Source organism: Pseudomonas viridiflava, assembly GCF_900602065.1.
Lineage (GTDB): Bacteria > Pseudomonadota > Gammaproteobacteria > Pseudomonadales > Pseudomonadaceae > Aquipseudomonas.
This window is the reverse complement of record NZ_UWFN01000181.1, coordinates 272,863-285,468: the sequence shown is the minus strand read 5'-3', so window position 1 is coordinate 285,468 and position 12,606 is coordinate 272,863. Positions and strand designations below refer to the sequence as shown.

General features: G+C 56.9%; 8 protein-coding genes. 5 read left to right on the top strand and 3 right to left on the bottom strand.

Features of this window, described 5'->3' with window-relative positions; genetic code table 11:
* Positions 1-484: 484 nt before the first annotated feature.
* The 5 genes from EE949_RS10380 to selO all read left to right on the top strand — a co-directional run bounded on the left by EE949_RS10380 (position 485) and on the right by selO (position 10,205).
* The gene (locus EE949_RS10380) at positions 485-697 is read left to right on the top strand and encodes a DUF6124 family protein (RefSeq protein ID WP_122664196.1); all 213 of its coding nucleotides are present in this window, start codon (positions 485-487) and stop codon (positions 695-697) included.
* 354 nt (positions 698-1,051) lie between these two features.
* The gene (locus EE949_RS10375; protein ID WP_122664195.1) at positions 1,052-2,854 is read left to right on the top strand and encodes an acyl-CoA dehydrogenase; all 1,803 of its coding nucleotides are present in this window, start codon (positions 1,052-1,054) and stop codon (positions 2,852-2,854) included.
* A gap of 453 nt (positions 2,855-3,307) precedes the next feature.
* Complete coding sequence (locus EE949_RS10370; protein WP_122664225.1) at positions 3,308-5,050, top strand: potassium/proton antiporter; 1,743 nt, start codon at positions 3,308-3,310, stop codon at positions 5,048-5,050.
* Between the two features lie 35 nt (positions 5,051-5,085).
* Positions 5,086-8,463: a mechanosensitive channel MscK gene (mscK, locus tag EE949_RS10365; RefSeq protein WP_122664194.1), complete on the top strand. Its 3,378-nt coding sequence runs from the start codon at positions 5,086-5,088 to the stop codon at positions 8,461-8,463.
* Positions 8,464-8,741: 278 nt separating this feature from the next.
* Positions 8,742-10,205 carry a protein adenylyltransferase SelO gene (gene selO, locus EE949_RS10360; protein WP_122664193.1) on the top strand — a complete coding sequence of 488 codons (1,464 nt, stop codon included), beginning with the start codon at positions 8,742-8,744 and terminating at the stop codon, positions 10,203-10,205.
* Here selO and EE949_RS10355 read toward each other — a convergent pair.
* The 3 genes from EE949_RS10355 to EE949_RS10345 form a co-directional block, all read right to left on the bottom strand.
* Entirely contained in the window at positions 10,144-11,043 is a 900-nt protein-coding gene (locus EE949_RS10355; protein ID WP_162874641.1) for a hypothetical protein, read from the bottom strand. The genes selO and EE949_RS10355 overlap by 62 nt on opposite strands.
* Before the next feature lie 97 nt (positions 11,044-11,140).
* On the bottom strand, positions 11,141-11,575 hold the full coding sequence (locus EE949_RS10350) for a hypothetical protein (protein ID WP_122664191.1): 435 nt from the start codon (positions 11,573-11,575) through the stop codon (positions 11,141-11,143).
* A 297-nt stretch (positions 11,576-11,872) separates the two neighbouring features.
* Positions 11,873-12,568 (bottom strand): aspartate/glutamate racemase family protein, encoded by a 696-nt coding sequence (locus EE949_RS10345; RefSeq protein ID WP_122664190.1) that lies wholly within the window; start codon positions 12,566-12,568, stop codon positions 11,873-11,875.
* Between the last annotated feature and the right edge of the window lie 38 nt (positions 12,569-12,606).

Below are 12,606 nucleotides of genomic sequence, written 5' to 3'. Positions count from 1 at the left end.
CTATTTTTCTATACACCGGACGGGGAACTGGCTTTTAGGATGGAAGGCGGTTTCATGACAACCAGGCATCAGTGACTGCGCCGGACTCCCCCCGGCTGAAGCCGGCCCCACGACGACGCGGGGGTGGGATGCGGGAATATCCCACAGCAACCTGGTTACTTTCGCTAACGAAACGCCTTGGAAATTGGGCGTTTCCGACAGGCTTGTCCCTTTCTTCTGCGTGAAACTTCCTAGAGACTCCTGACCCCGTTGCGTGGGTGTTCTTGCCTCTCTAGGCTGCGTCGGTCACTGCTCATCAGTGATCGGGTTTAGCAGCCTGATGAACGCTTACCACGCAAGATACAACGCTATGGCGGCTTTGCGTGGGGCACTTTCGAGTGCGCCGGTTTTGGTAAGTGTTTCCCGGTCTGCTAACCCGCGACAAAGCCGCCACCCTCAATTGTTTAGCAGCGATTGCGAGTGGCTCAATCAAGGTACACTTACGATGACAAAAGTAACGCCAGACACATCGCAAACATCACTCGAAAAATCCTTGCTGCATATCTCCGAACTACTGCGTTGCGCAGCAGCGACCGCTTACGAATCCGGCGACAGCCTCAACGGCCCGAAACGCGACCTGGCCTTCTCCGTCGTTCACCTGATCGGCATGGCCCGGACAGAACTGGATCGCTCATTGGCGGGAGTCGAAGCTCGATAAATTCCAGCCAGACAGGCCATCTCGGCAACAAGTTGCCTCCTACCTGACACGGCGCTATCTCACAACAAACATTGGACCTGTAGGAGCTGCCGAAGGCTGCGATCGCGGTGTATCAGGAGAAATGCTTCGCAGCCTTCGGCAGCTCCTACAGAAAATGCATTTCAATCCATTAATTTGGTTTTTTTGATGAGAACGAACTTGTTCTCGATAAGTTTGCAGCACCGCCGATGAGCAGCGCACGCCCCAAACAGACTCGCGTGCTGCTTTCCCCCACCATCACCCAAATCAATCATCCTGTGCAGCCCAAAAACGCGCGCCTAGACTCAACCCATTCCAACAAAAAGGTACAGGGTCATGTCCGAGTCGCTGCTCAGTTCCCGCAATCTGGCGTTCGAACTTTACGAAGTACTCGACGCCGAAGCGCTGACCCAGCGTGAGCGGTTTGCTGAACACAACCGGGAGACGTTCGACGCAGCGATCGGCACTGCCCGTACCATCGCTGAAAAATACTTCGCGCCGCACAACCGCAAGGCTGATGAAAACGAGCCACGCTTTGAAAACGGCGAAGCGGTGCTGATTCCCGAGGTCAAGCCTGCCGTTGAGGCGTTTCTTAAGGCGGGGTTTCTGAACGCCGCACGCAGCTTTGAAGACGGCGGCATGCAGTTGCCGACGCTGTTATCTCAAGCCTGCTTTGCACATTTTCAGGCAGCGAATGCGGGCTCTACGGCTTACCCGTTCCTGACCATGGGTGCTGCCAACCTTATAGAAAGCTTTGGCAGTGACCAGCAGAAAAAGCGCTTTCTGCAACCGATGATCGAAGGTCGCTTCTTCGGCACTATGGCCTTGACCGAACCCCACGCGGGGTCATCCCTTTCAGATATTCGCACCCGCGCTGAACCCCACGAGGACGGCAGCTATCGTCTACGCGGCAACAAGATTTTTATCTCCGGCGGCGATCATCAGTTGTCAGAGAACATCGTTCACATGGTGCTGGCCAAACTGCCGGATGCACCTGTCGGGGTGAAAGGCATTTCACTGTTTATCGTGCCCAAGTTCCTCGTCAACGAAGACGGCAGCCTCGGCCCACGCAACGATGTAATTCTGGCCGGGCTGTTCCACAAGATGGGCTGGCGCGGTACGACCTCAACAGCCCTTAACTTTGGCGATAACGGGCAGTGCGTCGGCTATCTGGTGGGCAAACCTCACCAGGGTCTGAACTGCATGTTCCAGATGATGAACGAGGCGCGTATCGGTGTCGGCATGGGCGCCGTCATGCTCGGTTACGCGGGCTATCTTTATTCGCTGGACTACGCTCGCGAGCGGCCACAGGGTCGTCTGCCAGACAGCAAAAACCCGGACAGCGCGCCAGTGCCCATCATCCAGCACGCCGACGTGAAGCGCATGCTGCTGACCCAGAAAGCCTATGTAGAAGGCGCTTTCGATCTGGGGCTATACGCGGCAAGGTTATTTGACGACACCACCACCGGCGAAACCGAAGAGGCTCGCCAGCGGGCTCAACAATTGCTGGACTTGCTTACGCCCATCGTCAAAGCCTGGCCGTCGGAGTTCTGCCTGAAAGCCAACGAGCTGGCGATCCAGATTCTGGGAGGTCATGGCTACACCCGGGAGTATCCGGTGGAGCAGTATTACCGCGACAACCGCCTGAACCCGATCCACGAGGGCACCAACGGTATTCAGTCGCTGGATCTGCTGGGCCGCAAGCTTGCGCAAAATGGCGGCGCGGGCCTCAAGCAATTACTGCGGCTGATTGCCGATACCAGTCAACGCGCCCAGCCCCATGAAGCACTGACTGAACTGCGCCAGCCACTTGAGCAACTGGTGGCGCGCCTGCAAGCCGTGACCCTCGGTCTGCTGGGCGACCTGGCGCAGGGAAAAGTGAACACGACCCTGGCCAATTCGGCGCTGTACCTCAAGGTGTTTGGCCATACCGTGATCGGCTGGCGCTGGCTGGAGCAGGCGATACAGGCGCAACAGGGCCTGGCGACGGGCAACCCGGCAGACCAAGATTTCTATCAAGGCAAACTCCAGGCTGCCCGATACTTCCTGACCTGGGAAATCCCCGGTTGTCATCACGAACTGGCGATCCTCGAAGCTCGTGACGGGACTTGCCTGAGCATGCACGAAGACTGGTTTTAGGGGGACACCGCGTAAATCTGCGGGAGGCGGGTTCGCTCCCGGGGGCATACCGATGACGCCGTATGCCTCAAGTTAAATGCTTTTCTGTAGGAGCTGCCGAAGGCTGCGAAGCATTTATCCTGACGCACCGCAATCGCAGCCTTCGGCAGCTCCTACAGAAAATGCATTTCAATCCAGTAGGCGAAGCGGATTTCCTGACTGTGCAGGTCCGACGCCTCGCCAACAAGTTGGCTCCTACGCGTCACCGGTTGCTTCGCGACCGCACGGTATCAAGGCCACACGGCAGCCCTCCTACAGCTCAAGCCATCTATTGAACGCCCCGTTCAAGTAATCAACAGCAATGCTTTGACAGCCAACCAATTCAACAGGTTAGAATCCGTTGGCACGGTGACTGCATGGTCATTCGCCTGCCTCTTTCTTTTTTTGATCATTTTTCTGCCTGGAGTAATGCCCTTGGATGCCACGACCATCAACAGCCTGTTCTTGATCGGCGCGTTGCTGGTGGGTGCAAGCATTCTGGTCAGCTCGCTTTCTTCGCGTCTGGGCATCCCGATTCTGGTCATCATCCTTGCGGTCGGCATGGTCGCGGGCGTGGACGGCGGCGGGATTATTTTTGATAACTACGCCACCGCCTATCTGGTGGGCAACCTAGCCCTGGCAGTGATTCTGCTCGACGGCGGCCTGCGCACAAGGGTCTCCAGTTTCCGCGTCGCGTTGTGGCCAGCGCTGTCCCTGGCGACGGTCGGAGTCCTGATTACAACGGCTCTGACAGGCATGGTCGCGGCCTGGCTGTTTAATCTGAACATGATTCAAGGCTTGCTGATCGGCGCCATTGTCGGCTCCACGGACGCTGCCGCGGTGTTCTCGCTGCTGGGCGGCAAAGGCCTGAACGAGCGGGTCACCGCGAGCCTGGAAATCGAATCCGGCAGTAACGACCCGATGGCGGTGTTCCTCACGGTGACGCTGATCGGCATGCTTGCCAATGGCCAGACCAGCCTGGAATGGAGCCTGTTGACCCACCTGATTCGCGAATTCGGCATCGGCGGCGTGATCGGTCTGGGCGGCGGCTGGGTCATGTTGCAGCTGGTCAACCGCATAAATCTGGCTGCCGGCCTGTATCCAATTCTGGTGATCGCCGGTGGATTGGCGGTCTTTGCCCTGACCAACGCCGTCCACGGCAGCGGTTTTCTGGCGGTTTACCTGTGCGGACTGGTGATGGGCAACCGTCCGATCCGCAGCCGCCACGGTATTTTGCACATGCTTGATGGCATGGCATGGCTGGCGCAAATCGGCATGTTTCTGGTGTTGGGCCTGCTGGTCACGCCACACGACTTGCTGCCGATCGCGATCCCGGCATTGGGTCTGGCGCTGTGGATGATCCTCGTCGCACGACCTCTGTCGGTCCTGGTCGGCCTGTTGCCGTTCAAGGCATTCCACGGCCGAGAAAAAGCTTTTATTGCGTGGGTCGGTCTGCGTGGCGCTGTACCGATCATTCTCGCGGTGTTCCCGCTGATGGCTAACCTTCCAAATGCGCAGCTGTACTTCAACCTGGCGTTCTTTATCGTCCTGGTCTCGCTCCTCGTGCAGGGCACCAGCCTGCCGTGGATGGCCAAGCTGCTCAAAGTCACGGTTCCGCCAGAGCCGGCGCCGATTTCCCGGGCACCACTGGAAGTTCATGTCACCAGCGAATGGGAGCTGTTCGTCTACCGCCTCGGCGCTGAAAAGTGGTGTATAGGCGCCGCCTTGCGCGAGCTGAAAATGCCTGAAGGCACACGTATCGCAGCCTTGTTCCGTGGCCAGCAACTGCTCCACCCGTCGGGTAGTACAACGCTGGAAGTGGGCGATTTGCTGTGCGTCATCGGCCACGAACATGACCTTCCGGCCTTGGGCAAACTCTTCAGCCAGGCACCTCAGCGCGGCCTGGACCTACGTTTCTTCGGCGACTTTGTGCTGGAAGGCGACGCGCAGCTCAGCGCCGTTGCGGCTTTGTATGGTCTGAAGCTGGATGGGCAGGACGGGAACATGCCGCTGAGCCAGTTCATCGTGCAGAAGAATCGTGGCGAGCCGGTTGTCGGTGACCAGATCGAATGGAACGGAACTATTTGGACAGTTGCGGTGATGGAGGGGAACAAGATCCTCAAAGTCGGCGTCAGATTCCCGGAAGGAAGCAACCCGGGCCCTGGGTTGTTCCTCTAAACTGCCCTTCTATTCGATCAGCTCGACCGGTGTCTATGTTGCCCCTGCGTACTTTTTTTGCTGCCATTGTGCTCGGCCTTTGCCTGTCTTCTTCCCCGGTATTCGCCGCCGACCCGCCCACACGCGAGTCGGTTCAGCAGAGTCTGGACAAGATCGCCGACCGCAAACTGCCGGACGCCGACCAAAAAGCCCTGCAGCAAGTGCTGGAACAGACGCTGGGCTTTATCGACAGCAAGCGGGACTACGAACAGAGACTCACGGCGCTCAAGCAACAGTTGGCCAATGCGCCGAAGCAGATTACGGAAAATCAACGAGAACTGGCTCGGCTGAAGGGCAGCAGGATGATCCCTGTCGCCCAGCGTTACGGCAGCCTGGATGTTCCGCAACTGGAAAACATGCTCAGCGAGCGCAGCACTCAGCAAGGCGAGCTGCAAAAAGCCTTGAGCGATGCCAGCAGCATGGTGATCACCGCGCAGACCCGCCCCGAGCGGGCTCAGGCCGAGATCAGCAACAACCAGAACCGTATTCAGCAGATCAACTCCATCCTCAAGCTCGGCAAGGACAACGGCAAAACGATCAATGCCGACCAACGCATCCTGCTCAACGCTGAGCAGGCGTCGATCAACGCGTTGAACGTCTTGCGTCGTCAGGAACTGGCCGGCAACAGCCAGTTGCAGGATCTGGGTAACAGCCAGCATGACCTGCTGGTGGAAAAGGTCAGCCGCCAGGAGCAGGAAATCCAGGAGCTGCAAACCCTGATCAACGACAAGCGTCGCGCCCAGTCGCAACAGACGGTGACGCAGCTGTCTCTGGAAGCCCAAAAAGCCGGAAGCAGCAGCCTGCTTGCCACCGAAAGCGCTGCCAACCTGAAGCTGTCCGACTACCTGCTCCGTGGCACCGACCGTCTTAACGAGCTGACTCAGCAAAACCTCAAGACCAAACAACAGTTGGATAATCTGACCCAGACCGATCAGGCTCTGGACGAACAGATCAACGTGCTGAGCGGCAGCTTGTTGCTGTCCAAGATTCTCTATAAACAGAAGCAAGCGTTGCCGCACCTGCAACTGGACAAAGGCCTGGCCGACGAAATCGCCGACATTCGCCTGTATCAGTTCGAGGTCAATCAGCAACGTGAGCTGATGAGCAGCCCGGTCGCCTACGTTGAAAAACTGCTGGCCACCCAACCGCCGGAAGACATTACCCCGCAACTGCGTAAAACCCTGCTGGACCTGGCCGTCACGCGCAGCGACCTGCTGGAACGTCTGAACCGCGAGCTCAGCGCGCTGCTCAATGAATCCATTACATTGCAGCTCAACCAGAAGCAGTTGGTCAGTACGGCGATCAGCCTGCGCTCAACGCTGGATGAGCAGATGTTCTGGATCCCCAGCAACAAGCCGCTCGACATTGAGTGGTTTCAGGGCATCTGGCCGCGCCTGCAAAAACAGGTGGCTACCTTGCCGGTGGCCTCAAGTGTCAGCGAGTTGAGCGATGGCCTGACCCAGCGCCCGCTGCTGTTCCTGCCCTTGCTGCTGTTGATTGGCGTGCTGACCTGGAGACGCAAAGCGCTCTATAACAAGCTCAACAAACTGCATGCCGACATCGGCCATTTCAAGCGCGACAGCCAGTTGCAGACACCTCTGGCGATTCTGATCAACATCCTGTTGGCGATGCCAGTGGCATTGGCGCTGGCGCTGTGTGGTTACGCCTTGCAGATCGATGCGCGAGGGCAAAATGCCAACCTGGGCGAAGCCTTGCTGCAAATCGCACTGGCATGGCTGGTGTTCTATACCGCTTACCGGATTCTCGCGCCGGGTGGCGTAGCCCAACTGCATTTTCGCTGGGAAAAAGCTCAGGTGGAATTCCTGCAGCGCTGGATACGCAGACTTGGCCTGGTAGTGCTGGCACTGGTGGCGGTGGTCGCCGTGGCGGAGCATCAACCGGCAGCGCTGGCCGATGATGTATTAGGCATTGGCGTGGTGCTGACTTGCTACGCGTTGATGGCCTTGCTGCTCTGCCGCTTGCTGTTGATCAGCCCGAGCAATCACAACGCCTCGCTGTTCCGCAAAACCATGGGTCTGGCCTTCACCGCGCTGCCTATCGCGTTGTTTGTCGCGGTCTGCTTCGGCTACTACTACACCGCACTGAAGCTCAGTGACCGGCTGATCGACACCTTGTATCTCATGATGCTCTGGCTGGTGATCGAAGCGACTTTCGTACGCGGGCTAAGTGTTGCTGCACGCCGTCTGGCCTATCAGCGGGCGCTGGCTAAACGTCAGGCCGCCAAAGAAGCTGGCGATGGTGACGCCGTCGTGGAGGAACCCACACTCGACATCGAACAGGTCAACCAACAGTCGCTGCGTCTGATTCGTCTGGCGCTGCTGGCCGGCTTCGTTGCCGCGCTGTACTGGGTCTGGTCGGACCTGATCACCGTGTTCTCGTATCTGGACAACATCACCCTGTACGAATACACCAGCGGCACGGGTGCAACCATGAGCATGGTGCCGATCAGCCTCGGCGACATGATCGGCGCACTGGTGATCATCGGCATAACCTTCGTGCTGGCGGGTAACCTGCCCGGCTTGCTGGAAGTGCTGGTGCTGTCACGCTTGAGCCTTGCCCAAGGCAGTGCTTACGCGACCACCACGCTGCTGTCTTACGCCATTGCCGGTATCGGCTTCGTGTCTACACTGTCAGCGCTTGGCGTGAGCTGGGACAAGTTGCAATGGCTGGTGGCGGCACTGTCGGTGGGTCTGGGTTTCGGTATGCAGGAAATCTTCGCCAACTTCATCTCCGGCATCATGATCCTGTTTGAACGACCGGTGCGGATTGGCGACACGATCACCATCGGCAACCTGTCGGGTACAGTCAGCAAGATCCGTATCCGCGCCACGACCATTACCGACTTTGACCGCAAGGACATCATTGTCCCGAACAAGACGTTCATTACCGGGCAACTGATCAACTGGTCGCTGACCGATACCATTACTCGCGTCACGCTCAAGCTCGGCGTGGATTACGGCTCTGATCTGGACCTGGTTCGCACGCTGCTGATCAAGGCGGCACGTGATAACCCACGTGTTCTGAAAGATCCTGAGCCGATCGTGTACTTCCTGAACTTCGGCGAAAGTACGCTGGATCATGAGCTGCGCATGCACGTGCGTGATCTGGGCGACCGTAACCCGGTGCTCGACGAGATCAACCGCTTCATCAATAAAGAGTTCAAGAAGCAGCACATCAACATCTCGTTCCGGCAGATGGAGGTTTACCTCAAGAACCTGCACGGCCAGGAATACAAACTGGTGCCTACCGACGAAGAGCCAAAGCCGAGCGGGCCACTCAAGCTGGAATCTGCGGAGCCGGTCAAACCTGCACCGAAAGACCAGCCGGAGCCACCGGAGCTGCGGCTGGATTGATGACGTGAGCAGCTCGGCCATCTCCGTGGGAGCTGAGCTTGCTCGCGATGAACGATGACGCGGTATGGCTTCGATCCCGTGATGTCGTGGGACCGGCTTCTGCCGGGAAGAGGCCCTTACAGTCGCCAAAAATCGCGCGGCAGAAACACCGCTTTCCCGGCTAAAGCCGGTCCCACGTCATCAGCCCCCACAGGGATTGCGTACCTCCTGCCATAGTGTCTTTTGACCTACTGAAGGCAACCCAGCAGAATACTCGGACATTCTGCTGGAGAAGGCCTGTGAAAGCCCTCGACGAACTGACCTTCGACAATCGCTTTGCCCGCTTGGGCGATGCGTTCTCCACTTCGGTTCTGCCAGAGCCTATTGCCGAGCCGCGACTTGTAGTCGCCAGCGATGCAGCCCTGGCCCTGCTCGACCTCGATCCCGCGCAAGCCGAGCTGCCGCTGTTCGCCGAAATCTTCAGCGGCCACAAACTCTGGGCTGATGCCGAACCGCGGGCGATGGTTTATTCGGGTCACCAATTCGGCTCCTATAACCCACGTCTGGGCGACGGCCGCGGCCTGCTGCTCGGCGAGGTCTATAACAATGCGGGCGAGCACTGGGATCTGCATCTCAAAGGGGCCGGGCAGACGCCCTACTCGCGCATGGGCGATGGTCGCGCCGTGCTGCGCTCATCAATCCGTGAGTTTCTCGCCTCCGAAGCCCTGTTCGCACTGGGTATCCCGAGCAGCCGCGCAGGCTGCGTGATCGGCTCAAGCACACCGGTATGGCGCGAAAAGCAGGAACGCGCCGCAATGGTCTTGCGTCTGGCGCAGAGCCATGTGCGCTTTGGCAGCTTCGAGTACTTCTATTACACCAAACAGCCGGAGCAGTTGAAGGCGCTCGGCGAGCATGTTCTGACGATGCATTTCCCGCACTGCCTGGAACAGAACGAGCCCTACCTGGCAATGTTCAAGGAAATCGTCGAGCGCAATGCCGAACTGATCGCCAAGTGGCAGGCCTATGGCTTCTGCCACGGCGTGATGAACACCGACAATATGTCGATTCTGGGCATCACTTTCGATTTCGGGCCTTTCGCCTTTCTCGACGATTTCGACCAGAACTTCATCTGCAACCATTCTGATCACGAAGGCCGCTACGCCTTTAGTAATCAGGTGCCCATCGCCCAATGGAACCTGAGCGCATTGGCCCAGGCTCTGACCCCTTTCATCAGCGTCGAAGCCTTGCGTGAGACCATTGGCCTGTTTCTGCCGCTCTATGAGGTCCACTATCAAGATCTGATGCGCCGTCGCCTGGGCTTGATCAGCGCTGAAGACAACGATGGAGAACTGATCAGCGGATTGCTCAAACTGATGCAGAACGGCGGTGTGGATTACACCCTGTTCTTCCGTCGCCTTGGCGACGCCCCAGCCGCCGAAGCACTGCGTGTACTACGCGATGACTTCGTCGACATCAAAGGCTTCGACAACTGGGCCGAACACTATCTGGCGCGTATCAGCCGTGAAGACAGCGGCACCGATCAGCAACGCCAGACGCGCATGCACGCGGTCAACCCGCTTTACATCCTGCGCAATTACCTGGCGCAACAAGCCATCGACGCCGCCGAAAACGGCGATTACGAAGAAGTCCGCCGCCTGCATAAAGTCCTCAGCGATCCGTTCAACGAACAACCGGGCATGGCTAGCTACGCCCAGCGGCCGCCGGAGTGGGGGAAGCACCTGGAGATAAGCTGCTCGTCTTGAGGGTGGGGGCCGGTTTTGTGTTCCCGGCCATGGAGGCCTCGCCATTGAAGGCCTCGTCGAGAATGCCGGGCTTTTTCTTGTCCCCGGGAAATCCATAGCGGGCGAGAAACTCAAAAAGCGATAACAATTCAAAGTCGCTTTTTTTATCTGTGGAGTTTGGGTCGCTGGCTTCTTTGATTTGGCGCTCTAAACGGCTCTCGTAAATATCGGGGTACTGGGCTTCTTCTATAGGCTCAAGCGTCCGATAGTGCGCCAGCACCTCGGTATAGAACATTGGGGTTCTCCCGTTATTGGCCGCCGACTCCAGGCGCTCTGGGCCCCATAAAGCGTCATTCCATTTGCCTTCAATTTCACACACCGCACTACACGCTGCACTTCTCTCGTCCATCGTATACGGTCCCTCATCGTCATAAACAATCAGGTTCAACTGCGCTCTGGAAAGCCCGTCAAAAGGATTTTTAGCTCCCACGTGGTTGTGAGCATAACGAGCGACAAACTCAGCGGCTTGACGGGCCCTCTTCAACAATTCAGGGTCGTCAGTTTCGGGAAGTTCAATCTTGTAATCGGCTCTGTCCAATCGCCAGTCACTTTCAGCCATTTTGTTCAAGATACGACTGGCTTCAGCCCCTAACTGCCGGCGATCCATAGTTTTGTCTCTATGTTCAGCACGTATCGCACTGTCCGCAAGCTGCCGAGAAAGCGTCGACAATGTCGCATTGGCAGATGATGCATCACGGGTTATTGGTTCTTTTTTTTGAAGGGATGCTGATGCTATATCACTGGTCTGTCTAGCCGAGTTGATATGAGCGCTACTGGCACTGGAAACAGTATTAATCATGACCTAGCCTCTAAGCGATAAGATGTGACGATCAAGCCGTCTGGCCACCAGAACTAAATAACCGCCCTGCGACCAGACAGCACACTGACCTAGACTTTTATCTCATGGTGAATTCCACAGCCCAATTGTGATTGGATTGATTAACAGCGGTAATTCTCACTTCACAACGTGCACCCCCCATCTCCTCGACACTTTTATTCCACCTTGGCGTACCGTTACGGCCAGGGAGTTTTAAATAGCTGGTTTTAAACCTGCAGGACTTTCCCCCGATTTTGTATTGAAAAATGACTGGCGTCACATCAGGGGTAGGTCCTCTGACCTTAAAGACTTTTAAGGACCGCGGACCGACACGCGCCGGCGGCTTAGGGTCAGAATGTGCATAAGTATAGGCACTGATACTCACCGGATCATATATTGCAGTTTGGTCCGAATTATTCTTGAACGTCACGGTAGCCTCAGGCCCCGCAAGAGCAACACCTGAAACAGCGGCGATAGAAAGCGACGCGAACGCCAACGCATTAATTAATTTCATTAGTTATTTACCTTTATCTGTTATTAAAACCTGAGAAAAAGGTAATCATCAAACACAGAAAGTCACAACCATCCGAACGGATAGCCACGAGAGAAGGCCCGCTATTGCTGGGCATTAAAGGCAAGAAAATATCAATTTTCCGAATATTCTTTATTTACTGTAAGAGCTGTCCTACATAACGCAATGTATATCTACCGCATTTTTCATGCGACCTCTGTACCAGCGCAATAGCACTGCAAACTCCTACAAGAAATGCATTTGGCTGGATGTATTGCAATTTATCTGAAGAGACCAATCCTACAGCTCAAGCAACCACCGCAACCCCATCGCCACATGCTGCTCGGTACTGTCGATCAATGGCAACGGGCTTTTAACCCCGTCGAGCAGCAAGCCGATTTCGGTACAGCCCAGAATTGCCGCCTCCGCGCCCTGATCGCGCAACTGTTCAAGCACGCTCAGGTAGTAATCCCGAGCCGGTTGATTGAATTGCCCCAGGCATAACTCGGCAAAGATCACTCGATCAATCTCGGCCATAGCCTGAGCGTCAGGCAGCAGGCATTCAATGTCGAAGCGCTCGGCAAGGCGGTTGCGATAGAAGTCTTCCTGCATGGTGAAGCGCGTGCCCAGCAGTGCGGCGCGGGACACGCCGGAGGCTTGCAGGGTCTGGCCGACCGCATCGCCGATGTGTAGCAGAGGAATGTCCACCGCAGCCCCAATGGCTGGAGCGATTTTGTGCATGGTGTTCGTGGCCAGTAGCAGCGCGCCTGCGCCGGCACGCTGCAAGCCCTGCGCGACCTGAGCCAGTTGCTCACCTGCAACGTGCCAGTCACCCGATTTCTGCAAGGCAGCGATGCCCGCGAATTCGACTGAATGCAGAAGGATCGGCGCCGAATGGAGGCCGCCCAGCGCATCCCGAACGCCTTCATTGAGCCATTTGTAATAGGTGGCGGTGGATTCCCAGCTCATTCCGCCTATAACGCCAAGCGTTTTCATGTTTTGCTCCGTCACTGAATCATTAAAACCAGACTAGG